At 59.5% G+C, this 21,700-nt stretch carries 17 protein-coding genes; 12 read left to right on the top strand and 5 right to left on the bottom strand.

From position 1 onward, the window contains the following. The first annotated feature begins 33 nt into the window (after window positions 1-33). Both ppsA and rraA read left to right on the top strand, forming a co-directional pair. Window positions 34-2,406 (top strand): phosphoenolpyruvate synthase, encoded by a 2,373-nt coding sequence (gene ppsA / locus E0D86_RS05380; RefSeq protein ID WP_131648911.1) that lies wholly within the window; start codon window positions 34-36, stop codon window positions 2,404-2,406. A 163-nt stretch (window positions 2,407-2,569) separates the two neighbouring features. Further along, on the top strand, window positions 2,570-3,058 hold the full coding sequence (gene rraA / locus E0D86_RS05375; protein ID WP_131648910.1) for a ribonuclease E activity regulator RraA: 489 nt from the start codon (window positions 2,570-2,572) through the stop codon (window positions 3,056-3,058). Window positions 3,059-3,576: 518 nt separating this feature from the next. Here rraA and acnB read toward each other — a convergent pair. Beyond that, window positions 3,577-6,186 (bottom strand): bifunctional aconitate hydratase 2/2-methylisocitrate dehydratase, encoded by a 2,610-nt coding sequence (acnB, locus tag E0D86_RS05370; RefSeq protein WP_131648909.1) that lies wholly within the window; start codon window positions 6,184-6,186, stop codon window positions 3,577-3,579. 403 nt (window positions 6,187-6,589) lie between these two features. Between acnB and E0D86_RS05365 the strand changes: the two genes are divergently transcribed. Further along, complete coding sequence (locus E0D86_RS05365) at window positions 6,590-7,057, top strand: DUF1289 domain-containing protein (protein WP_131648908.1); 468 nt, start codon at window positions 6,590-6,592, stop codon at window positions 7,055-7,057. A gap of 51 nt (window positions 7,058-7,108) precedes the next feature. On the opposite strand, the gene E0D86_RS05360 is transcribed toward E0D86_RS05365, so the two are convergent. After that, on the bottom strand, window positions 7,109-7,972 hold the full coding sequence (locus E0D86_RS05360) for a universal stress protein (RefSeq protein WP_131648907.1): 864 nt from the start codon (window positions 7,970-7,972) through the stop codon (window positions 7,109-7,111). A 179-nt stretch (window positions 7,973-8,151) separates the two neighbouring features. On the opposite strand from E0D86_RS05360, the gene E0D86_RS05355 reads away from it, so the two are divergent. Then, window positions 8,152-8,757: a tRNA-(ms[2]io[6]A)-hydroxylase gene (locus E0D86_RS05355; RefSeq protein WP_131648906.1), complete on the top strand. Its 606-nt coding sequence runs from the start codon at window positions 8,152-8,154 to the stop codon at window positions 8,755-8,757. 5 nt (window positions 8,758-8,762) lie between these two features. Here the strand turns inward: E0D86_RS05355 and lpxH are convergent, their stop codons facing one another. Beyond that, window positions 8,763-9,485, bottom strand: a complete 723-nt coding sequence (gene lpxH / locus E0D86_RS05350; protein ID WP_131648905.1) for a UDP-2,3-diacylglucosamine diphosphatase — start codon at window positions 9,483-9,485, stop codon at window positions 8,763-8,765. A 6-nt stretch (window positions 9,486-9,491) separates the two neighbouring features. Continuing rightward, window positions 9,492-9,986 (bottom strand): peptidylprolyl isomerase, encoded by a 495-nt coding sequence (locus E0D86_RS05345; protein ID WP_131648904.1) that lies wholly within the window; start codon window positions 9,984-9,986, stop codon window positions 9,492-9,494. Between the two features lie 194 nt (window positions 9,987-10,180). Between E0D86_RS05345 and E0D86_RS05340 the strand changes: the two genes are divergently transcribed. Further along, a complete protein-coding gene (locus tag E0D86_RS05340) occupies window positions 10,181-11,860 on the top strand; it encodes a glutamine--tRNA ligase/YqeY domain fusion protein (RefSeq protein WP_131648903.1) in 1,680 nt (559 codons plus the stop codon). Continuing rightward, window positions 11,860-13,245 (top strand): cysteine--tRNA ligase, encoded by a 1,386-nt coding sequence (gene cysS, locus E0D86_RS05335; RefSeq protein ID WP_131648902.1) that lies wholly within the window; start codon window positions 11,860-11,862, stop codon window positions 13,243-13,245. Before E0D86_RS05340 ends, cysS begins: the two co-directional genes overlap by 1 nt. Window positions 13,246-13,685: 440 nt before the next feature. Here the strand turns inward: cysS and E0D86_RS05330 are convergent, their stop codons facing one another. Continuing rightward, window positions 13,686-15,551, bottom strand: a complete 1,866-nt coding sequence (locus E0D86_RS05330) for a sigma-54-dependent Fis family transcriptional regulator (RefSeq protein ID WP_131648901.1) — start codon at window positions 15,549-15,551, stop codon at window positions 13,686-13,688. A gap of 218 nt (window positions 15,552-15,769) precedes the next feature. Between E0D86_RS05330 and E0D86_RS05325 the strand changes: the two genes are divergently transcribed. From E0D86_RS05325 to E0D86_RS05300, 6 genes are read left to right on the top strand one after another with little or no spacing between them, the layout of a single operon-like run. Next, entirely contained in the window at window positions 15,770-16,852 is a 1,083-nt protein-coding gene (locus E0D86_RS05325) for an ABC transporter ATP-binding protein (protein ID WP_131648900.1), read from the top strand. Window positions 16,853-16,863: 11 nt separating this feature from the next. Further along, window positions 16,864-17,961, top strand: coding sequence for an ABC transporter ATP-binding protein (locus E0D86_RS05320; protein ID WP_131648899.1), 1,098 nt, complete (start codon window positions 16,864-16,866; stop codon window positions 17,959-17,961). Beyond that, window positions 17,958-18,821 carry a carbohydrate ABC transporter permease gene (locus E0D86_RS05315; protein ID WP_131648898.1) on the top strand — a complete coding sequence of 288 codons (864 nt, stop codon included), beginning with the start codon at window positions 17,958-17,960 and terminating at the stop codon, window positions 18,819-18,821. The genes E0D86_RS05320 and E0D86_RS05315 overlap by 4 nt, the downstream gene beginning before the upstream one ends. Window positions 18,822-18,835: 14 nt before the next feature. After that, entirely contained in the window at window positions 18,836-19,636 is an 801-nt protein-coding gene (locus tag E0D86_RS05310; protein ID WP_131648897.1) for a carbohydrate ABC transporter permease, read from the top strand. A gap of 11 nt (window positions 19,637-19,647) precedes the next feature. Beyond that, the gene (locus E0D86_RS05305; protein WP_131648896.1) at window positions 19,648-19,920 is read left to right on the top strand and encodes a DUF2160 domain-containing protein; all 273 of its coding nucleotides are present in this window, start codon (window positions 19,648-19,650) and stop codon (window positions 19,918-19,920) included. A 42-nt stretch (window positions 19,921-19,962) separates the two neighbouring features. Further along, a complete protein-coding gene (locus tag E0D86_RS05300; RefSeq protein ID WP_131648895.1) occupies window positions 19,963-21,696 on the top strand; it encodes an ABC transporter substrate-binding protein in 1,734 nt (577 codons plus the stop codon). Window positions 21,697-21,700: the final 4 nt, after the last annotated feature.

Here is a 21,700-nt window from a genome sequence, read left to right as displayed (position 1 = left end):
ACCGAGTTTCCAACACAATGTGGAGAGAGCACCTTGGTAGAGTACGTAGTTTCCCTCGATAAGCTCGGCAATCATGACGTTGAGCGTGTAGGGGGCAAGAACGCCTCCCTAGGCGAGATGATCAGCAACCTTGCTGGCGCGGGCGTTTCGGTACCTGGTGGTTTCGCCACTACGGCACAGGCCTATCGTGACTTCATGGAACTCAGCGGCCTGAACGAGCAGATCCATGCGCTCCTCGATGCGCTGGACGTAGACGACGTGAATGCACTGGCCAAGGCCGGTGCTCAGATTCGCGGCTGGGTCATGGAGGCTGAATTCCCTCAGCAGCTGGATGCCGATATCCGCGCAGCCTTCGCCGAGATGTCCGCGGGTAACGACAATCTGGCGGTAGCGGTGCGCTCTTCGGCAACTGCGGAAGACTTGCCCGATGCATCTTTCGCCGGTCAGCAGGAAACTTTCCTCAATATTCGTGGCGTGGATAACGTGATCCGCGCTGCCAAGGAAGTGTTCGCCTCCCTGTTCAATGACCGTGCCATTGCCTATCGCGTGCACCAGGGCTTCGACCACAAGCTGGTCGCCCTGTCCGCCGGCGTGCAGCGCATGGTGCGCTCCGAAACCGGTACTGCTGGCGTGATGTTCACGCTGGACACCGAGTCCGGCTTCCGCGATGTGGTGTTCATCACTGGCGCCTATGGCCTGGGCGAGACCGTCGTACAGGGCGCGGTAAACCCCGACGAATTCTACGTGCACAAGCACACCCTCGAAGCGGGCCGTCCGGCAATCTTGCGCCGTAATCTCGGTAGCAAGGCGATCAAGATGATCTACGGCGAAGAAGCCAGCGCCGGCAAGTCGGTCAAGACCGTCGATGTCGATCAGGCCGAACGCATGCGTTTCTGTCTCACAGACGAAGAAGTCAGCAACCTGGCCCGCCAGGCGATGATCATCGAGAAACACTACGGTCGCCCGATGGATATCGAGTGGGCCAAGGATGGTGATGATGGCCAGCTTTACATCGTCCAAGCGCGCCCCGAGACCGTGAAAAGCCGCACCAGCGCCAACGTCATGGAGCGTTACCTGCTCAAGGAAAAAGGCACTGTGCTGGTCGAAGGCCGCGCCATCGGCCAGCGCATCGGCGCAGGTCCGGTGAAGATCATTCGCGACGTCTCGGAAATGGACAAGGTTCAGCCGGGCGATGTTCTTGTATCGGACATGACCGATCCCGATTGGGAACCGGTGATGAAGCGCGCCAGTGCTATCGTCACTAACCGCGGCGGTCGTACCTGCCACGCGGCGATCATCGCGCGTGAGTTGGGCATCCCGGCTGTCGTGGGTTGCGGCAATGCCACCGAGCTGCTGAAGGACGGTCAGCGCGTCACCGTCACCTGCGCCGAAGGCGACACCGGCCTGATCTTCGAAGGCGAATTGGGCTTCGATATCCGTCAGAACTCCATCGACGCCATGCCGGAACTGCCGTTCAAGATCATGATGAACGTCGGCAACCCGGATCGCGCATTCGACTTCGCTCAGTTGCCGAACGAGGGCGTGGGCCTGGCCCGCCTGGAATTCATCATTAACCGCATGATCGGTGTGCACCCCAAAGCGCTGCTGAATTTCGACGGCCTGCCGAGCGATGTGAAAAACAGCGTCGAGAAGCGCATCGCCGGTTATGGCGACCCGGTCGACTTCTATGTCGAGAAGCTGGTCGAGGGCGTGAGTACGCTGGCTGCAGCGTTCTGGCCGAAGAAGGTCATCGTGCGGCTGTCAGACTTCAAGTCCAACGAATACGCCAACCTGATCGGCGGGAAACTGTACGAGCCGGAAGAAGAGAACCCAATGCTCGGCTTCCGTGGCGCCTCGCGTTATATCAGCGAATCCTTCCGCGACTGCTTCGAGCTCGAATGCCGGGCGATGAAGAAGGTCCGCGACGTCATGGGGCTGACCAACGTCGAGCTGATGGTGCCTTTCGTACGTACGCTTGGCGAGGCCTCGCAGGTCATCGACATTCTCGGCCAGTTCGGCCTCAAGCGCGGTGAGAATGGTCTGCGCATCATCATGATGTGCGAACTGCCTTCCAACGCGCTGTTGGCCGACGAGTTCCTGGAGTTCTTCGATGGTTTCTCCATCGGCTCCAATGACATGACCCAGCTCGCGCTCGGCCTTGATCGTGACTCCGGCATCATTGCTCATCTGTTCGACGAGCGTAATCCTGCCGTGAAGAAGTTGCTGGCCAGCGCCATCCAGGCGTGCAACAAGGCGGGCAAATACATCGGAATCTGCGGGCAGGGTCCATCGGATCATCCAGATCTAGCCAAGTGGCTGATGGAACAGGGCATCGAAAGCGTATCCCTGAATCCGGACTCCGTGCTAGACACCTGGTTCTTCCTGGCCGATGCCGAAATCGGCTGATAAGGGGCTGGAACGAAAGGGCGGATATTCCGCCCTTTTCTATGCGCAATATCTTATTTGGCGGCTTGTTGAATCGCGGTTTTGCTTGGTCCGCTTCGCTAGGTTCACGATGAGCGGAACGCCGACTAAACCAAGATGGTTTCAAAGGTGAGAGGAGATTCCCATGCAATATGTCACGCCTGATCTATGCGATGCCTACCCTGACTTGATTCAGGTGGTAGAGCCGATCTTCAGCAACTTTGGCGGTCGCGACTCCTTTGGTGGCCAGATCGTCACGGTCAAGTGCTTCGAGGACAACTCCGTGGTCAAGGAGCAGGTCGAGCTCGATGGCACCGGCAAGGTGATGGTGGTCGATGGTGGTGGCTCGCTGCGCTGCGCCTTGCTGGGCGACATGCTCGCCGAGAAGGCTGCACGTAACGGCTGGCACGGCTTGGTCATCTACGGGTGCATTCGCGACGTGGATATCGTTGCGCAAACCGATCTCGGCGTGCAGGCACTGGCCAGCCATCCGTTGAAGAGCAACAAGCGTGGTGTCGGTGAATTGAATATCCCGGTGACCTTCTGCGGCGTGACCTTTCGTCCTGGTGAATACCTCTATGCCGACAACAACGGCATTGTCGTCTCGCCTGAAGAGTTGAAGATGCCCGAGTGAACCGAACATCCGGTTATGCCGTAATGCTGTTTACGTTAATGGAGCGGCTTTACGGTTACCGGTTAACGTTACCGAGTCTTTGAAACGCGGCCGTCCAGGCTTTGCAGGCCTGGGCGGTTTTTGTACATCTCTCCGCAGCAACTCCTTTGCCGCAGTGATCGCTTCCCCGCTGACAAGGTTTTTTGAACAGATAGCAATTACTGCCGTTCTGGCTTGTACGAGTCAGGCTCAGCAGTCAATCCGCGTTCAGAAAATCACAGTCCTGTCAGGTGCGCCTCTATGTTCCCAAACTCACCACTCTTTGCAGATACCGTTTAACCGGGTCGGGGGTCTGCAATGCTCTGACTAAAGTACCCAGATCGGCGCGAATAGATTACCCAGGCCGGACCATCGCTGTTGGTAAGGCAAAAAAAATCCGATGCCAAAGCTTGGCATCGGATTTCGAGGAGACCCGGCATTGGCTAATGCGTAAGTGAGGCAGCATTTAGCCAGCGCGGGCTTTTTCCATCTTTACAGCGTCAGACAGCGACTACGTCGATCCTTGCCTTGGCCGCAGATTCGCGGAACTCGGCGATCTGATCGAAGCTCAGGTAGCGGTAGACGTCCGCTGCCATGGTGTCGATCTGAGCGGCGTAGACCAAGTATTCCTCAACAGTCGGCAGGCGGCCGAGAATCGAAGCGACCGCCGCCAGTTCGGCGGAAGCCAGGTATACGTTGGTCGCATCGCCCAGGCGGTTCGGGAAGTTACGGGTCGAAGTGGAGACCACGGTCGAGCCGGTTTCTACCCGTGCCTGGTTGCCCATGCATAGCGAGCAGCCCGGCATTTCCAGACGCGCACCGGCGCGACCGTAGATGCCGTAATAGCCTTCCTCGGTCAACTGATGCTGGTCCATCTTGGTCGGCGGCGACAGCCACAGACGAGTCGGCAGCGAGCCTTCGACCTTGTCCAGCAGTTTGCCGGCGGCACGGAAGTGACCGATGTTGGTCATGCAGGAGCCGATGAAGACTTCGTCGATCTTCTCGCCCTGTACGCTGGAAAGCAGACGGGCATCGTCCGGGTCGTTCGGAGCGCAGAGAACCGGCTCGGTGACTTCGGACAGATCGATTTCGATAACTTCAGCGTATTCGGCGTCGGCATCGGCAGCAAGCAGCTCCGGCTTGGCCAGCCAGGCTTCCATCGCCTGAGCGCGGCGCTCGAGGGTACGCGCATCTCCGTAACCTTCGCTGATCATCCAGCGCAGCAGGGTGATGTTCGACTGCAGGTACTCGGCAATTGCGCCTTCCGGCAGCTTGATGGTGCAGCCTGCAGCGGAGCGTTCGGCGGAGGCGTCAGATAGCTCGAACGCTTGCTCGACGGTCAGGTCGTTCAGACCTTCGATTTCGAGGATGCGGCCAGAGAAAATGTTCTTCTTGCCCTTCTTCTCGACGGTCAGCAGACCTTTCTGAATCGCGTAGTAGGGGATGGCATGAACCAGGTCACGCAGCGTGATGCCAGGCTGCATCTTGCCCTTGAAGCGAACCAGTACCGACTCCGGCATGTCCAGCGGCATGACACCAGTGGCGGCGGCGAACGCGACCAGACCGGAACCGGCCGGGAAGGAGATGCCCATCGGGAAGCGGGTGTGCGAGTCACCGCCGGTACCTACGGTGTCCGGCAGCAGCATGCGGTTCAGCCAGCTGTGGATGATGCCGTCACCCGGACGCAGGGAAACACCGCCGCGGGTCATGATGAAGTCCGGCAGGGTGTGATGCGTGGTAACGTCGATCGGCTTCGGATAAGCGGCAGTGTGGCAGAAGGACTGCATCACCAGGTCGGCCGAGAAGCCCAGGCAAGCCAGGTCCTTCAGCTCGTCGCGAGTCATCGGGCCGGTGGTGTCCTGAGAGCCGACGGTAGTCATCTTCGGTTCGCAGTAGGTGCCCGGACGGACGCCTTTGCCTTCCGGCAGACCGCAGGCGCGGCCAACCATCTTCTGCGCGAGGGTGAAACCCTTGCTGCTCTCGGCGGGGGCCTCCGGCTTCTTGAACAGATCCGATGGACCCATGCTCAGTTCGGCGCGGGCTTTTTCGGTCAGGCCGCGGCCGATGATCAGCGGAATACGGCCGCCGGCGCGCACTTCGTCGAGCAGAACGTCGGTCTTCAGTTCGAAGGTGGTAACCAGCTCATCGCTATCGTGGCGGCGAACTTCACCCTTGTACGGGTAAACGTCGATCACGTCGCCCATGGCCAGATCGGAGCAGTCGAACTCGATCGGCAGTGCACCGGCGTCTTCCATGGTGTTGTAGAAGATCGGGGCGATCTTGGTGCCGAAGCAGAAGCCACCTGCACGCTTGTTCGGTACGTTCGGGATGTCGTCGCCGAAGAACCACAGCACCGAGTTGGTAGCCGATTTACGCGAAGAACCAGTACCCACCACGTCGCCGACATAGGCGACCGGGAAGCCTTTGGTCTTCAGCTCTTCCATCTGCTTGAGCGGACCAACCGAGCCGGGAACGTCGGGGTTGATACCGTCGCGGGCCATTTTCAGCATGGCCAGGGCATGCAATGGGATGTCCGGACGCGACCAGGCGTCAGGCGCTGGCGACAAGTCATCGGTGTTGGTTTCGCCGGTCACCTTGAACACGGTCAGGGTGATTTTTTCGGCAACCGGGGCGCGGTTCTTGAACCACTCGCCCTCGGCCCAGGACTGCATTACGGCCTTGGCGTTGGCATTGCCGGCCTTGGCTTTCTCGGCCACGTCATGGAAGGCATCGAACATCAGCAGGGTGTGCTTCAGTTGCGCTGCGGTGGTATCGGACAGTTCAGGATCGTCCAGAAGGTCGACCAGCGTGACGATGTTGTAACCGCCTTGCATGGTTCCCAGCAGCTCGACGGCATGCTGCTTGCTGATCAGTGGTGAAGCGGCTTCGCCCTTGGCGATAGCGGCCAGGAAGCCAGCCTTGACGTAGGCTGCTTCGTCCACGCCCGCAGGGACGCGGTTGGTGATCAGATCGAGGAGAAATTGTTCTTCGCCGGCTGGCGGGTTTTTCAGAAGTTCGACCAGGCCTGCGGTCTGCTCGGCGTTCAGCGGCTGGGGCACGACGCCCTGGGCGGCACGCTCTTCTACGTGTTTGCGATAGGCTTCAAGCACAGTTATATACCCTCATCATTGGTCCCTTGGGTGTCTCGGGACGCGCATCCGGAAGCTGTTTTCAAAGTTTTACGCCGGCGGCGTGACAGGTGCGCAGGAGAGAGGGATCTGCGCACCCGACGGATGACCGGTTCAACTGTGCTCGTGACGCTTTGAAAACAGCTTCGTACGGATTGTGGCGCCGAAAACGGCGGAGCGATTCTACTGGAATGGGTCCGTAAAGTTAAGTGAAACGCCATGGCGCCCGAATATTGAGGGTTCTGTCGAGCGTTCGCGAAAGCCTGCTGGAGCGCCGGGCGGCGCGGGGTACACGGCCAGAAAAGAGGCGCTGCAGTGGATTCATTCGTGACCTGGCTTGGACAAAAGTCTAAGATGCGGCGCTGTTCATCGACTCACCCTCGCTATGTCCAACCAGCGCATCAAAACCCCTTGTGTGGGTCTCTGTTCCACTGTTTATGGTGATCTCGTCTGCCGTGGCTGCAAGCGCTTCCACCATGAGGTGGTGAGTTGGAATGCCTATGACGAGGAGAGCAAGCGCTCCGTCTGGCGGCGTTTGGAGCTGCTCCTGGCGCAAGTGATGGCCGCCAAGCTTGAGATCTTCGATGCCGATTTACTTCGCCGCCAGTTGGAAAGCCGGCAGATCCGCTTCGTCGCGGAGCAGTCGCCGTATTGCTGGGCTTATCAGCTTATCGCTCGAGGCGCACGGGTTATTCAGCAGCTCGATGCTTATGGAGTCGTGTTGCTGCCGGAGTTTCGCGAGTGGGCACTTCCCGAACTTCGCGACGCCATCGATCGGGAGTTTTTTCTGCTCTCCGAGGCGCATTACCAGCGCTATATCGCGCCTCGGTTTCTCAACGATACGGCTGAATGAGTTTCTGGCTTCACCGGAAGCGCGGCAGTATTCCGCCCGGGTGAATATGAATCAGCGATGGGCTACCAGCTCCTCGAGGTGGCCAATGATGTCTTCCGGTTTGAGAACCAGCACGTCGCTTTCCAGCGTATCGAGTACCACCTCGGCGGTATTGCCCATCAACGCGCCGGAAAAACCGGTGCGGGCAACCGTGCCGATGACCGTCACGACGGCCTGAATTTGATGGCAGACGCGTGGGATCAGCGCATCCGCAGGGCCTTCCTCGATATGCAGCTGCCCATCGGGGATGCCGTAGTCGGCCTGGAATTGCTTGCAAGCGCTGCGATAGCGTGCCTCGATAGTTTCTTTCAGTTGAAAAGCCGGATCGGCTGCCGACAGCATCGGCGAAGGATGGGCGCTGATGACATGCAAATTGCCTTCGGCAAGCGCGGCGATCTGGTAACCATGATTGATGATGCTCGAGTGCAACGTACGGTGTTCGATGTCGGCGTTACCGACGTCCACCGCGGCGAGAATATTGCCGCCGGTCCAGGGTGCCTCGGTTTTGACCATCAGCACGGGACAAGGGCAGTAGCGCAGCAGCTTCCAGTCATCGGGCGTCAGCAAGGCGCGCTTCAGTGGGTTGTCGGGCACGTGTTGCTTGATCACCAGACCGCAGCCTTCAGCTTGTTGCACCGTGACGATCGTGTGATGCAGGTTGTCATGCCAGGCTTGCTGCGTGGTAACGGTGTGCCCTTGCTCCTCCAGTTCTGTGCGGATTTTGGCGAGGTAGGCGTTGTGATCCTGCTTGGTATCGCAGACGAGCAGACGCAACTCCGATTGGCTGACGCTGGAAATGAGGCGCGCCCGCTTCAAAGCCAGGTTTTTAGGAAGTTTCGGGTCAATTATCACAAGGATACGGCGTATGGCTTGCATGATCGGCTCCGTTTCCAATATCGGTTGAACTCACTATAGACAACGCAAGCGCGCCGGCTACTGATCCATATCAAGCAGCTCTGGCTGTCTGGCGTTGGCTTCGTATAATGCGCCGCTGGCGGCAGCGCTGACGTCGATCGCCGCATCCATCACTTTTTTGCGAATACCAAGACCTCACCATGCTCCCCGAATTGAACGAATTTCTTGGCTGTGCCACTCCGACCGCCTGGGTCGAGTTTGCGCTGCAGAACCAGGACGTGATGCTCATCGATCACGGCAACTGCGAGAAGAAAGCTGCCGGGGCCGCTTTTCAGCTTATGTTCCGGTATGTCGACAAGCCTGATCTGCAAAACAAGATGTCGCGTTTGGCTAGAGAGGAACTGCGGCACTTCGAGCAGGTGCTTTCCATTATTCGCAAGCGCGACATTGGTCTGCGAAACATCGGCTCGTCACGCTATGCGGCGGGTCTGCGGGAGTTGGTGCGTAATCACGAGCCCTATCGACTGACCGATACGCTGGTGATCGGGGCGTTCATCGAGGCCCGCTCGTGCGAGCGTTTCGCGATGCTGGTGCCGCATCTGGACGAGGAGCTCGGCAAGTTCTATCACGGCCTGCTCAAGTCAGAAGCGCGGCATTTTCAGGATTATCTGAAGCTGGCTTATCTGTACGGTGACGCCGCCGATATCGACGCGACCATCGTCCGAGTGCGGGCGCGTGAGCGCGAATTGATTGAAAGCGTCGACACTGAGTTTCGCTTCCATAGCGGCGTTCCGGTCGCCGGCTGAGCGGCTCAGCTCAGTTCGAACGGCGCCTGATGAACGCCTGATTCATCGATCTGTAGCGCCCAACCTTGTCGGTCCCAGTCGCCCAGCACGATGCGCGTAGCGGGTTGACCGGCAACCTGTAGCCTGTGGTTTGCTGGGCGGTGAGTATGGCCATGGATCAAGGTCCGGACGCCGTGACGCTGCATGACATCAATGACCTCATCAGGCGTGACGTCGACGATGTCGCTGGCTTTCATGCGCGTCTCTTCCTTGCTGCTCGAACGCAGTTTCTGCGCCAGCTTCTGGCGTTTGGCGAGCGGCAAATGGTGAAGGATGAACAGGCTGGCGGGATTACGCAGCCACCGTCGTAGCCGCATATAGCCTTCATCGCGCGTACAGAGGGTATCGCCGTGCATCAGCAAGACCCGTTGGCCGCCGAGCTCGGCAACGTGCGTATCAGGTAGCAATGTGCAGCCCGCCTCGCGACAGAACGCCTTGCCCATCATGAAGTCGCGATTGCCGTGCATCAGATAGATGCGGGTTCCGCTTTCGCTCAGGACGCGGAGGGCAGCGGCGATCTCGTGCTGATAGGGTGTCATACCGTCGTCGCCGACCCAGACCTCGAAAAAGTCACCGAGGATATAGAGCGCCTCGGCCTGGATTGCTCGAGTTTCGAGAAAACGAAGAAACGCCCGGGTGATGTCCGGGCGTTCTTCTTCGAGATGCAGATCTGAAATCAGCAGAATCAACGAGGCTTACTCGACGATCTCGGCTTTCTCGATGACCACGTCGTCCACCGGAACGTCCTGATGGCCGGACTTCATGGTGGTGGAAACGCCCTTGATCTTCTCGACCACGTCCATGCCTTCGACCACTTCACCGAATACTGCATAGCCCCAGCCCTGAACGGTCGGTGCGGTGTGATCCAGGAAGTCGTTGTCCTTTACGTTGATGAAGAACTGCGCGGACGCCGAATGCGGCTCCATGGTGCGCGCCATGGCCAACGTGCCGACCTTGTTGGAGAGCCCGTTGTTGGCTTCGTTCTTGATCTGTGCGCGGGTAGCTTTCTGCTTCATGCCCGGCTCGAACCCGCCGCCCTGGATCATGAAATTGCTGATCACGCGATGGAAGATGGTGCCGTCGTAGTGACCGCTCTTCACGTATTCCTTGAAGTTGGCCGTGGTTTCTGGGGCTTTGTCTTCGTACAGCTTGACGGTGATGACGCCGTGGTTGGTGTGGAGCTTGATCATTGGGAGTCGTCCTTATGAAGGGAATAAACCGCGCCGCGATAACAGGGCGGCGCGGCAACGGAGAAGGACCGCTGCTGCAGAGCGATGCGGCCGGGCGCTTTGCTCTGTCAGGGGGTTGACGGGTCCGCTATGATAAGCGCTTTGATTTGGCCGGCCTACCCTGAGCCGCGCACTCGCAGATCGTTAAGGACACCATGAGCAAGCCTGAGACTACCGCCGCCACCAATTTTCTCCGCCCGATCGTCCAGGCCGACCTGGATTCTGGCAAGCACGCCAGCATCGTCACGCGCTTTCCGCCCGAGCCCAACGGCTATTTGCACATTGGCCATGCCAAGTCGATCTGCCTGAACTTCGGTCTGGCTCAGGAATTCGGTGGCGTCTGCAACCTGCGTTTCGACGACACTAACCCGGCCAAGGAAGACCAGGAATATATCGACGCGATCAAGAGCGACGTGCAGTGGCTGGGCTTTCAATGGGCCGGCGAGGAGCATTATGCCTCTGATTACTTCGACCAGTTGCATGCATGGGCCGTCCATTTGATCGAGAGCGGCAAGGCTTATGTCTGCGATTTGACGTCCGAGCAGGCACGCGAATACCGCGGCAGCCTGACCGAACCGGGTAAGAACAGCCCGTTCCGTGAGCGCAGCGTCGAAGAGAACCTCGATCTGTTCGCACGCATGAAGGCCGGCGAATTCCCCGACGGCGCCCGTGCGCTGCGGGCGAGGATCGACATGGCCTCGCCGAACATGAACCTGCGCGACCCGATTCTCTACCGCATCCGCCACGCCCATCATCACCAGACCGGCGACAAGTGGTGTATCTACCCTAGCTATGACTTTACCCATGGCCAGTCGGACGCCATCGAGGGCATCACTCACTCGATCTGTACCTTGGAGTTCGAGGACCATCGTCCGCTCTACGAGTGGTTCCTGGAACAACTGCCGGTGCCGGCACAGCCGCGTCAGTACGAATTTGCCCGTCTTAACCTGAACTACACCATCACTAGCAAGCGCAAGCTCAAGCAACTGGTCGACGAGAAGCACGTGAGTGGCTGGGACGATCCACGCATGTCGACGCTGTCCGGCTTCCGTCGCCGTGGCTATACGCCGGCTTCGATCCGCAACTTCTGCGACATGATCGGCGTGAATCGCGCCGGTGGTGTGGTGGATATCGGCATGCTGGAGTTCGCCATCCGCGAAGACCTCGATGCCAACGCGGCGCGGGCCATGTGCGTGCTCAAGCCGTTGAAGGTAGTGATCACTAACTATCCCGAAGGCCAGGTCGAGAACCTCGAACTGCCGCGCCATCCCAAGCAAGACATGGGCGTGCGCATGCTGCCGTTCAGTCGCGAGATCTATATCGATGCCAGCGATTTCGAAGAAGTCCCACCGGCCGGCTTCAAGCGTCTGGTTCCCGGTGGCGAAGTGCGCCTACGCGGCAGTTACGTGATCCGCGCCGATGAGGCGATCAAGGATGCCGAGGGCAACGTTATCGAGCTGCGCTGTTCCTATGACGAGAACACCCTGGGCAAGAACCCCGAAGGCCGCAAGGTCAAGGGCGTGATCCACTGGGTACCGGCTGCGGAAAGCGTCGAGTGCGAGGTGCGACTGTACGACCGCCTGTTCCGCTCCGCCAATCCGGAGAAGTCCGTTGAAGGCGAAGGGCAGGGCGGCAGCTTCCTCGACAACATCAATCCCGAGTCGCTGGTGGTACTTGCAGGCTGCCGCGCCGAGCCGTCCTTGGCCAACGCGCAACCCGAGGAGCGCTTCCAATTCGAGCGCGAAGGCTACTTTGTCGCTGATCTCAAGGATTCGCAGCCCGGCAAGCCGGTGTTCAACCGGACTGTCACCCTGCGTGATTCCTGGGGGCAATAATGGCGCTGTCGATCTACAATACCCTGACCAAGGCCAAGGAACCGCTCAAGCCGCTGATCGATAACCAGGTACGCATGTACGTCTGTGGCATGACGGTCTATGACTTCTGCCACATCGGTCATGCGCGTGTGATGGTGGCCTTCGACGTGGTCTCGCGTTGGTTACGCCAGCGCGGGTACGAGCTGACCTACGTGCGTAACATCACCGATATCGACGACAAGATCATCCGTCGCGCTCAGGAAAACGGTGAAAGCTTCGAGGCGCTGACCGGTCGTATGGTCGCCGCGATGCATGAGGACGAGGCTCGGCTCAATGTGCTGCGCCCCGACCTCGAGCCGCGTGCCACCGAGCACATCGTCGGTATGCACGGCATGATCCAGACCCTGATTGACAAGGGCTTCGCCTACGCGCCGGGTAATGGCGATGTTTATTATCGGGTCGGTAAATTCGTCGGTTACGGCAAGCTCTCGCGGCGCAAGATCGAGGATTTGAAGATCGGTGCCCGTATCGAGGTCGACGAAGCCAAGGAAGATCCGCTGGATTTCGTGCTCTGGAAAGCAGCCAAGCCTGGCGAGCCGAGCTGGGATTCGCCTTGGGGCAAAGGCCGCCCGGGCTGGCACATCGAGTGCTCCGTTATGTCCACCTGCTGCCTGGGCGAGACCTTCGACATTCATGGCGGCGGCCCGGACCTGGTCTTCCCGCACCACGAAAACGAAATCGCCCAGAGCGAGGCGGCGACCGGCAAGCTCTACGCCAACGCCTGGATGCACGCTGGTGCGGTACGGGTGGACGGCGAGAAAATGTCCAAGTCCCTGGGCAACTTCTTCACCATTCGCGAAGTGTTGGAAAAGTATCAGCCGGAAGTGGTGCGCTATCTGCTGGTTTCTAGCCATTACCGCAGCCCGATTAACTATTCCGAAGACAGCCTTAAGGAAGCCAAGGGCGCGCTGGAACGTTTCTATAACGGCCTGAAAGGCTTGCCCGAAGCGGCGCCCGCAGGTGGTGAGGAGTTCGCCGAGCGCTTCAGCGCCGCGATGGACGATGACTTCAACTCGCCGGAAGCCTGCTCTGTGCTGTTCGAGATGATCCGAGAGGTCAACCGCCTGCGTGACACGGATTTGCAACCCGCTGCCGCTCTGGCTGCGCGCCTGAAAGAGCTGGCCTCCGTACTCGGCGTGCTGCAACTCGAGCCCGGAGCCTTCCTGCAGGCCGGCGCCGCAAGCAAAGTGGATGCGGCTGAAGTTGAAGCTTTGATCGCTGCGCGCCTGCAGGCTCGCGCCGAAAAGAACTGGCCCGAATCCGACCGCATTCGCGATCAGCTGACGGCCATGGACGTGGTGCTGGAAGACGGCAAGGGCGGAACGACCTGGCGTCTAAGTGAATAAGTTGCACACTCCATCGAGGCCGCCGCATGCGGCCTCTTTTGTTTCCGGTAAGCGAACAGAAGCTTTCGTCAGGTGCGGATAAACAGGGCTGGATTACCGATCCCTGTCGACCGGTAGGGCCAAGCGGCGTCCGCTTCAGCCTCGCGAACCGTCAGCCCTCCACAATCGATCAGGTACTTCCGGTGGGCTGAAGCCCACCCTACGTCGCTGAACTCGAAGCGGACAGGCAGCCGGGGCGGGGATTCGAGCGCCGGTGTTCTTGTCTGGACGGGGCGATCCCGCCAGGGTTCGCCTGAACGAGGTAGAAGTAGGACGGGCCGGGCGGCGTTCCGCTTCAGCCCACCGCAGCGAGGACGGAGCCTTGGAACATTGGTGGGCTAAAGCCCACCCTACGTCGGGCCGTACCGACTCAGGTCGTTGTAACGCACTATGCAGCGAACTTAACCTGGATAAAGACCCTCGGCGCGTAAGCGCTTGTAGAGAGTGTTGCGGCTGACGCCTAAATGCCGGGCGAGGTGCGAAACGTTGCCACGACAGGCTTCGAACTGTGAGCGCAGCGGCTGGTTCGTGGGTAACGAAAGCGAAGGCGCCATGCCGATAGAGTGGGTTGGCTCTGTTCTTCCGTTACTTTCGGCGCTTTCAATATCCACGAAGAAGTCGTCAGGCAAATGCTCCGGGCGGATTGGCTGATCGTCGGCCAGTACCAGGGCAACCTGAATGACGCTGCTCAGTTGGCGGATATTCCCCGGCCAAGGGTGACGTTCGAACAAGCGCTGCACTTCGGCGCTCAGTCCGGCCCATTGCCGAGGTTCTCGATGTTGTTCCCAGACGCGCTGGAAAAGCGCGAGCTTGTCGTGACGAGCACGCAAGGGCGGCAACTCCACGCTGAGGCCGCTGACGCGGTAAAACAGATCCTGGCGAAAGCGACCGCTATCGACGTCCTGGCGTAGCGAGCGGTTCGTGGCGCAGATCAGGCGAAAGTCGACCGGGAATGGTTCTCCGCCGCCGAGCGGTTGCACGCTACGGTCCTGCAGTACGCGCAACAGACGCGCCTGCAGGCTCATCGGCATGTCGCCGATCTCGTCGAGAAACAGCACGCCGCGATCCGCCTTGCGAATCAGGCCGAGACTGCCTTTCTGGTGGGCGCCGGTGAAGGCGCCTTTCTCGTAGCCGAAGAGTTCGGCTTCGATCAGCTCGTTGGGGATCGCGGCGCAGTTCACCGCGATCAAGGGCGCATCCGCTCGCGAGCTGGCTGCATGCAGTGCCTTGACCAGGACTTCCTTACCGACACCCGTTTCCCCCTGTACCAGAATCGGAACGTCCTTTTCGAGCATGAGCTGTGCCTGGCGGATCACCTTATGCACCTGCGGATCGCCTTGATCGATGCTGGTCAGATCGATCAACCGTTCCCGCCCCGACGTCGTACGGAAGTCCCGCGGCTGGATGCATGGTTTCTGTGGGCGCCGAACGATGCCATGGAAGCGGTGGCGACCCATGGCCCGCAGCAGCAGGGGCTGATCTTCCGGTTGATTGATCAGTTGCAACAGCGGCACGTCGAACAGCCTATCGATGCGGGGCCGCGTCAGCTCCATGCCGAGCAGGTTGTCGGCGCGCCGGTTGGCCGACACGATGAGCCCGGATTCATCGAATATCAGCAGCCCGGCCCACTGGCTGTCGAGATTGTCCTGTCCGGTATTGAAAGTCAGCTGAAAGTAGTCATCGTGGAACAGGTTGAGAATCAGCCGATTCTCAACCGACTGGCTCATCATCTTCACCATGCCGAGCGTGTGCGATGGCGGAAGGTAGCTGTCGCTGGACACATCGAGCACGGCGATCAGCTGGCGTTGCGCATCGAAGATCGGCGAAGCCGCACCGGACAGGTAGCGGTTGGCCTTGAGGAAGTGCTCGTCGCGTTGGATATGCACGGCCTGCCCACTGGCCAGCGCGGTGCCGATCGCGTTGGTCCCCGTGTCGCGCTCCATCCAGCTGGCGCCCGGCTTGAATCCGCGTTGCTGGGTTGGCTCGACGAAGCGCCGATCACCCCACGATTCAAGCAATTGGCCACCGCTGTCCGCCAGCAAAATCAGACAGCTCGAATTCGAAAGAATGTTTTCGTAGTAGGGCAGTACTTCACGTTGGGTGGTTTGTACCAGACTGCGTTGGCGCTCCAACAGGGCGTTCACTTCCTGCGTGGCCGGCTGACCGAAGCTTGGCGTGCTGAGCGGATTCAGCCCGTAGCGCTCGCAGCGGCTCCAGGAATCTTCGATCAGCGTCTGGTGTGCGATGGACTGGGCTGGGTCGGCCATGTTGCCCTCTGAAGATGCAAATTCTTGTTGTTATTCGCTACTGCCGTAGCGCGCATCTTGAACAGTTTTGTTCATTTCTACGCGCTGTCAATGTTCAAAAATGTTCAGTTTGAACACTTGAGAAAACAGCACTTTCACCTCAGACCCGGCCTAGAGCCACATGCAGCATTGGCACGGATATCGCTTCCTATCCTTCACAACAATTAGAAGGATGCAGCATGTCCCTCACGCTGGAACACGTCAGCAAGACCGTCGATGGCCACGTGCACATCGCTGACGCTTGCCTAAACTTCGAACCAGGCTCGTTCAACGTGCTGATCGGGCGAACGCTGTCGGGCAAGACCTCGCTGATGCGGCTCATGGCGGGGCTCGACAAACCGAGCAGCGGACGCATCCTGATGAACGGCGCCGACGTTACCGGCGTGCCGGTCCGCAAGCGGAACGTGTCGATGGTTTACCAGCAGTTCATCAACTACCCCACGCTGAGCGTGTTCGAAAACATCGCCTCTCCGTTGCGGCAGGCGGGTGCTGGCAAGGCAGAGATCGAGCGAAAGGTTCGTGAAACCGCCGAGATGCTGCACATCGAAAACTTTCTGCAGCGATACCCGTTGGAGCTTTCCGGGGGCCAGCAGCAGCGCACCGCCATGGCCCGGGCGCTAGTCAAGGACGCGGATCTGATCTTGTTCGATGAGCCGCTGGTCAATCTCGACTACAAGTTGCGCGAAGAGCTGCGGCAGGAAATGCGCGAGCTGTTCAAGACGCGCCGCAGCATTGCCGTTTATGCGACCACCGAGCCCAACGAGGCGCTGGCGCTGGGCGGAACGGCGACAGTCCTGCATGAAGGGCGCGTCATCCAGAGCGGTCCCACGTCGGAGGTCTATCACCGGCCAAGCCGGATGCTCAGCGCCGAACTGTTCTCGGAACCGCCGATCAACTTGCTGCCGGGGCGTATCGCCGCCAACGAGGTCAGCTTTCAGGACTGCATGCACTTTCCGCTCAATGCGGACCTGCGAACCCTGAGCGAGGGCGATTACCGCTTCGGCATACGGCCCAGCCATATCGGCCTGGTGCCGTCCAACGACGACGACCTGGAAGTCTCCGGCACGGTCGAGCTGGCTGAAATCAGCGGTTCGGAAAGCTTCCTTCATGTGCGCAATGAGCACCTCAGCCTGGTTCTGCACCTGCAGGGGGTACATGACTACCCGGTGGATTCGCCGATTCGCGTGTACATCCCAACCCACAAGTTGTTCGTGTTCGATGCTGCCGGCGAGCTGGCTCAGGCACCGGTCCGACGCGTCTGAAGGAGCACACCATGTCGGAGATTCGATTGCAGAACCTTGCCCACAGCTATAGCTCGCAGCCGCAAGGTGCGGCGGACTATGCGATTCGCGAGATGGACCATGTGTGGGAGCAGGGCGGTGCCTACGCGTTACTGGGGCCGTCCGGCTGCGGCAAGTCGACGTTGCTCAACATCATCTCCGGCTTGCTCAGTCCATCCGAGGGACAGGTGCTGTTCGACGCACGCGAGGTGAACAGAATGACACCCGAGCAGCGCAACATCGCCCAGGTTTTCCAGTTTCCGGTCGTCTACGACACCATGACCGTTTTCGACAACCTGGCCTTTCCGCTGCGCAATCAGGGCGTTTCGGAGGCGCGCGTGACCAGCAAGGTGCACGAGATCGCCGAGGTGCTCGACCTGCATCCGCTGCTCAAGCGCAAGGCCCGCAATCTCACTGCGGACGAGAAACAGAAGGTGTCCATGGGGCGCGGCCTGGTGCGCGATGACGTATCGGCGATTCTCTTCGACGAGCCGCTGACGGTCATCGACCCGCACCTGAAATGGAAGCTGCGTCGCAAGCTTAAGCAGATCCATGAGCAGTTCAATATCACCATGATCTACGTCACCCACGATCAGTTGGAGGCCTCGACCTTTGCCGACAAGATTGCCGTGATGCATGGCGGGCAGATCGTTCAGTTCGGTACGCCGAGAGAGTTGTTCGAGCGGCCACAGCACACTTTCGTCGGATTCTTCGTCGGCAGTCCGGGAATGAATCTGATCGAGGTGCGTGCCGAGGAGGGCGGTATTGGTTTCGGTGATTTGCATCTGCCGCTTTCCAGCGGATTGGCGGCGCGTTTGCCCGAGCTGGCGATGAGTCGACTGCAACTCGGTATTCGTCCGGAGTTCGTACAGGTTGGTGAGGAAACGGCTTCCGGCGGCATGCGGGCCGAGGTGGTGCGGGTGGAAGATCTGGGCACCTATAAAATTCTTACGCTTCGTCTGCAGGGACATCTGCTGAAGGCGCGTTTGCCGGAAGATCACCCCATCCCGAAAGGGCAGGCTTGGGTGAGCTTTCCCGCTCAGTGGCTGATGCTCTATGCCGACGACCGGCTGGTGGAGGCCAGGCCATGATCAAAATTCAGGATAACCGTGCCTGGTGGCTGGTGTTGCCAGTCTTTCTGCTGGTGGCTTTCAGCGCCATTCTGCCAATGATGACTGTGGTGAATTATTCGGTTCAGGACATCTTCGATTCCTCGACCCGGTTCTTCGTCGGTGCGGACTGGTATCGCCAAATCCTTCACGATCCTCGTCTGCATGACTCGCTGCTGCGGCAGTTCATCTTTTCCGGCTGTGTGCTGCTGATCGAAATTCCGCTGGGCATCGCGGTTGCGCTGACCATGCCGACTCGTGGTCGCTGGGCCTCGCTGTGCCTGATTCTGATGGCGATTCCGTTGTTGATCCCATGGAACGTGGTGGGCACGATCTGGCAGATTTTCGGCCGTGCGGACATCGGCCTGCTGGGCTACGGCCTTCGTGAGTTGGGCATCGACTACAACTATGCATCCAACACCCGCGATGCCTGGGTGACGGTGCTGGTCATGGATGTCTGGCACTGGACCTCGTTGGTCGCGCTGCTCTGCTATTCGGGCTTGCGGGCCATACCGGATGCCTATTACCAAGCGGCGCGCATCGACCGCGCCTCGGCCTGGGCCGTGTTCCGCTACATCCAGCTGCCCAAGCTCAAGAGCGTGCTGCTGATCGCCGTGATGCTGCGCTTCATGGACAGCTTCATGATCTATACCGAGCCCTTCGTACTCACCGGTGGCGGGCCGGGCAATGCCACAACCTTTCTCAGTCAGACGCTCACCAAGATGGCGGTGGGGCAGTTCGACCTTGGGCCGGCGGCGGCGTTCTCGCTGATCTACTTCCTGATCATCCTGTTGGTGTCCTGGCTGTTCTATACCGCCATGACCCACGGCGACCAGAAATGACGAGGGTCTGCTGAATGCATCTGCGCAAACGAATGGTATTGATCCTCTACATCGTTTTTCTGATGGTGCCGATCTACTGGCTGATCAACATGTCGTTCAAGAGCAACACCGAGATCCTGGGCGGCCTGACGCTTTGGCCTCGGGCTTTCACGCTGGACAACTACCGAGTGATCTTCACTGACCGTAGCTGGTACAGCGGCTACATCAATTCGCTGTACTACGTCTGCCTGAACACGGTCATTTCACTCACCGTGGCACTGCCGGCGGCCTATGCTTTTTCCCGCTTTCGCTTCCTCGGCGACAAACACCTGTTCTTCTGGCTGCTGACCAATCGCATGGCGCCGCCGGCGGTCTTTCTGCTGCCGTTCTTTCAGCTGTATTCGTCGATCGGGTTGTTCGATACGCATATCGCGGTAGCCCTGGCGCATTGCCTGTTCAACGTGCCGCTCGCGGTGTGGATTCTCGAGGGGTTCATGTCGGGTGTACCCAAGGAGATAGACGAAACCGCCTACATCGATGGCTACAGCTTTCCCAAATTCTTCGTGAAGATTTTCGTCCCGCTGATTGGCCCCGGCATTGGTGTAACGGCGTTCTTCTGCTTCATGTTTTCCTGGGTCGAACTGCTGCTGGCCCGCACGCTGACCTCGGTGGATGCCAAACCCATTGTCTCGGTGATGACGCGCACCGTCTCGGCTTCCGGGATCGACTGGGGCGTGCTGGCGGCCGCCGGGGTGCTGACGATCCTGCCGGGGATGCTGGTGATCTGGTTCGTCCGCAATCACGTCGCCAAGGGCTTCGCCCTCGGCCGGGTATAGGAGAATCACGTATGAACTGGATGGCCTGGACCACGCCGACCGCCGTATTTTTTGCCGTGATCGGCCTGACCCTTACATTGATGAGCGTCTGGGAACTGAAACGGCCTTGCGTTGCGCGCAAAGGTTTCCTGCCCATCGTCACCACGCGGGGCGATCGGTTGTTCATCGGACTTCTGGGCAGCGCCTATTGGCATCTTCTGCTGATAGGGCTGACCGACTGGAGCATCTGGATAGCGTCCGCGCTATCTCTCGTCTGGTTGTTTGCAGTGATGCGCTGGGGTTGAGCCGCGCGGCCCATCCCTCCGAAAAACCCAAAGGAGGTGTGTATGTTCGAGAATAAAAACAACACCCGACATTGCATGGCGCTCGCGGCCCTGCTGACGTTGTCCGGTACTGCAGGTACGGCATGGGGCGATGCCCAGGAGGAGGCGGCGAAGAAATGGATCGAGTCGGAATTCAATCCCTCGACCCTGTCGCCGGAACAACAGATGGAAGAGCTGCGATGGTTCATCAAGGCTGCCGAGCCGTTCCGCGGAATGGAGATCAACGTCGCGTCAGAGACCATTACCACACACGAATACGAGTCCAAGACCCTGGCGAAGGCGTTCAGCGAGATTACCGGGATCCGCCTGCGGCACGACTTGATGCAGGAAGGCGATGTCGTAGAGAAGCTGCAGACGCAAATGCAGTCCGGCAAGAACATCTACGACGGCTATATCAACGATTCCGACCTGATCGGCACGCATTTCCGCTATGGAAAAGCAGTCGCCATCAGCGACATGATCGAAGGCGAAGCCAAGGATTACACCTCGCCGACCCTTGATCTCGACGACTTCATCGGCATTTCGTTCACCACCGGCCCGGATGGCAAGATCTACCAGCTGCCCGTTCAGCAATTTGCCAACCTCTACTGGTTCCGTGCCGACTGGTTCGAGCGGGACGATCTGAAACAACAATTCAAGGAGCGCTATGGTTACGAGCTCGGCGTGCCGGTGAACTGGTCAGCTTATGAGGACATTGCTGAATTCTTCAGTAAGCACGTCAAGGAGATCGACGGCCAGCGCGTCTACGGCCACATGGATTACGGCAAGAAGGATCCGTCGCTGGGCTGGCGCTTCACCGATGCCTGGTTCTCCATGGCGGGCGCCGGTGATAAAGGGCTGCCGAACGGCTTGCCGGTGGACGAGTGGGGCATTCGCGTCGAAGATTGCCATCCGGTCGGCTCGAGCGTCGCTCGCGGCGGCGCCACCAACGGGCCGGCTGCGGTCTACGCGACGCAGAAATATGTCGACTGGATGCGCGAATACGCACCGCCGGAAGCTCAGGGCATGACCTTCTCCGAGTCCGGACCGGTACCGGCACAAGGCAACATTGCGCAGCAGATATTCTGGTACACCGCCTTCACCGCGGACATGACCAAGCCCGGCCTGCCGGTGGTCAACGAAGATGGCACGCCGAAATGGCGGATGGCGCCATCGCCGAAGGGGCCTTACTGGGAAGAGGGGATGAAGCTCGGGTATCAGGATGCTGGCGCCTGGACCTTCCTTGAATCGACACCCGAAAAGCGTCGTTTGGCGGCCTGGCTGTACGCGCAGTTCACCGTGTCGAAAACCGTGTCGCTGAAAAAAACCTTGGTCGGGCTAACGCCGATCCGGGAATCCGACATCAACTCCGATGCCATGACCGAAGCGGCGCCCAAGCTGGGCGGCCTGGTGGAGTTCTATCGTAGCCCGGCGCGCGTGCAGTGGACGCCAACCGGAACCAACGTACCGGATTACCCGCGTCTGGCTCAGCTCTGGTGGCAATACATCGCCGAAGCTGCCAGCGGTGACAAGACGCCTCAGGAAGCGCTGGATGGCCTTGCTGAGGCACAGGACACCATGATGGCGCGGCTGGAGCGTGCCAACGTACAGCCGAAGTGCGGGCCTAAGATGAACGAACCGCGCGACCCCGAATACTGGCTTAGCCAGCCTGGCTCGCCGAAACCCAAACTGGAAAACGAGAAGCCCCAGGGGCAGACCGTCAGTTACGAAGAGCTGATCAAATCCTGGAACCAGTAACGTT

It is taken from the genome of Pseudomonas sp. IC_126 (assembly GCF_004331835.1).
Lineage (GTDB): Bacteria > Pseudomonadota > Gammaproteobacteria > Pseudomonadales > Pseudomonadaceae > Stutzerimonas.
The sequence above is the reverse complement of the archived record's forward strand: the minus strand, read 5'-3'. Positions and strand labels throughout refer to the sequence as shown.

Bases quoted from the DNA above. Each gene is read 5' to 3' on its own strand.
- rraA (WP_131648910.1), top strand. From the start codon at position 2,570: ATGCAATATGTCACGCCTGATCTATGCGATGCCTACCCTGACTTGATT.
- E0D86_RS05365 (WP_131648908.1), top strand. From the start codon at position 6,590: ATGTCCAACCAGCGCATCAAAACCCCTTGTGTGGGTCTCTGTTCCACT.
- E0D86_RS05360 (WP_131648907.1), bottom strand. From the start codon at position 7,972: ATGCAAGCCATACGCCGTATCCTTGTGATAATTGACCCGAAACTTCCT.
- E0D86_RS05355 (WP_131648906.1), top strand. From the start codon at position 8,152: ATGCTCCCCGAATTGAACGAATTTCTTGGCTGTGCCACTCCGACCGCC.
- E0D86_RS05345 (WP_131648904.1), bottom strand. From the start codon at position 9,986: ATGATCAAGCTCCACACCAACCACGGCGTCATCACCGTCAAGCTGTAC.
- E0D86_RS05340 (WP_131648903.1), top strand. From the start codon at position 10,181: ATGAGCAAGCCTGAGACTACCGCCGCCACCAATTTTCTCCGCCCGATC.
- cysS (WP_131648902.1), top strand. From the start codon at position 11,860: ATGGCGCTGTCGATCTACAATACCCTGACCAAGGCCAAGGAACCGCTC.
- E0D86_RS05330 (WP_131648901.1), bottom strand. From the start codon at position 15,551: ATGGCCGACCCAGCCCAGTCCATCGCACACCAGACGCTGATCGAAGAT.
- E0D86_RS05325 (WP_131648900.1), top strand. From the start codon at position 15,770: ATGTCCCTCACGCTGGAACACGTCAGCAAGACCGTCGATGGCCACGTG.
- E0D86_RS05320 (WP_131648899.1), top strand. From the start codon at position 16,864: ATGTCGGAGATTCGATTGCAGAACCTTGCCCACAGCTATAGCTCGCAG.
- E0D86_RS05315 (WP_131648898.1), top strand. From the start codon at position 17,958: ATGATCAAAATTCAGGATAACCGTGCCTGGTGGCTGGTGTTGCCAGTC.
- E0D86_RS05310 (WP_131648897.1), top strand. From the start codon at position 18,836: ATGCATCTGCGCAAACGAATGGTATTGATCCTCTACATCGTTTTTCTG.
- E0D86_RS05305 (WP_131648896.1), top strand. From the start codon at position 19,648: ATGAACTGGATGGCCTGGACCACGCCGACCGCCGTATTTTTTGCCGTG.
- E0D86_RS05300 (WP_131648895.1), top strand. From the start codon at position 19,963: ATGTTCGAGAATAAAAACAACACCCGACATTGCATGGCGCTCGCGGCC.